General features: G+C 29.8%; 2 protein-coding genes. One reads left to right on the top strand and one right to left on the bottom strand.

Going from position 1 to position 993, the window contains the following annotated elements; genetic code table 11:
- Positions 1–532: restriction endonuclease subunit S (locus HT711_RS11005; protein ID WP_240149016.1), on the top strand; the 532-nt coding region annotated here is incomplete at its 5' end.
- Here the strand turns inward: HT711_RS11005 and HT711_RS11000 are convergent.
- A partial coding sequence (locus HT711_RS11000; RefSeq protein ID WP_226373517.1) for a restriction endonuclease subunit S occupies positions 492–993 on the bottom strand: 502 nt, incomplete at its 5' end. The two genes, HT711_RS11005 and HT711_RS11000, sit on opposite strands and share 41 nt — an antisense overlap.

Genomic DNA, 993 nt, shown 5'->3' with positions numbered 1-993 from the left:
TGATTATGGCTCTTATTATGGGAAGATACCTATGAATTGGGTACAGACAACATTAAATTATATAGGAATAATTAGTACTGGTAACACGCCATCTAAAAATAGCCCTGAAAACTACGGTGGCGAAATACCATTCTATAAACCTGCTGATTTATTACAAGGAGAACTATACAATACAACTGAATATTTATCGGTTCTAGGAAATACAAAATCCAGAAAAATAAAAGCAGGTTCTATTTTAATAAATGGTATTGGAAATATTGGAATTGCTGGGATTGTTCGTGTTGATGGAGCGTTCAATCAACAAATGCATGGCATAGAAGTATTTAATTTTGTCAACTCAAAATTTTTACTTTTAGCTATACAGTCTGATTTTATGCAAAAACAATTCAAGAACAATACATCATCTACCACTATTCCTATATTAAACAAAACTAGATTTTCTCAAACTATAATTAATTTTCCAGGTATACGTACACAAAAATTAATAATTACTAAAGCTGAGAAACTTTTTGAAAAAGTAAGTCAATTTTAGCGACAATTCTCTTTTGTTCTAAAACTGAAGGAATACCTATTATTTTAGATTTTAGATACGAATAATGTCGAGCATAGCCCCTGTTCCTAACAAATAATAGCGTATAGTCTAAGTGGTATTTTAAAAATTTTGCAGATAAGCAAATTGGAGACAGAATTTTTACTCCGTCTGCACCAACAACAAAAGGGAAGTCTATAATCTTAAGATTTCTTGTATGGTCACCAAATATTACAACGTCTGTTTTATAGTCTAGAATCTTAGAAAAATTATTAGAAAATCCTTCAACTAATATTTTAGATTGACTAACTACTGGAATCTTGCCCTCTTTTACAATTTCAGACTGTTTTATTTGATAAGGCTTAGCTGAAATAGTTGTTACAATTTTTTCTAAAGGAGCTAGCAACCAAGTTGATCTTCTTGGAAAATCTATTTCAATTTTAATGTTATTCAGATAATAAGAG

Source organism: Streptococcus sp. 1032, from assembly GCF_013277015.1.
GTDB lineage: Bacteria > Bacillota > Bacilli > Lactobacillales > Streptococcaceae > Streptococcus.
Note: the sequence above shows the minus strand (reverse complement) of the source record. Positions and strands in the feature narration are given on the sequence as shown.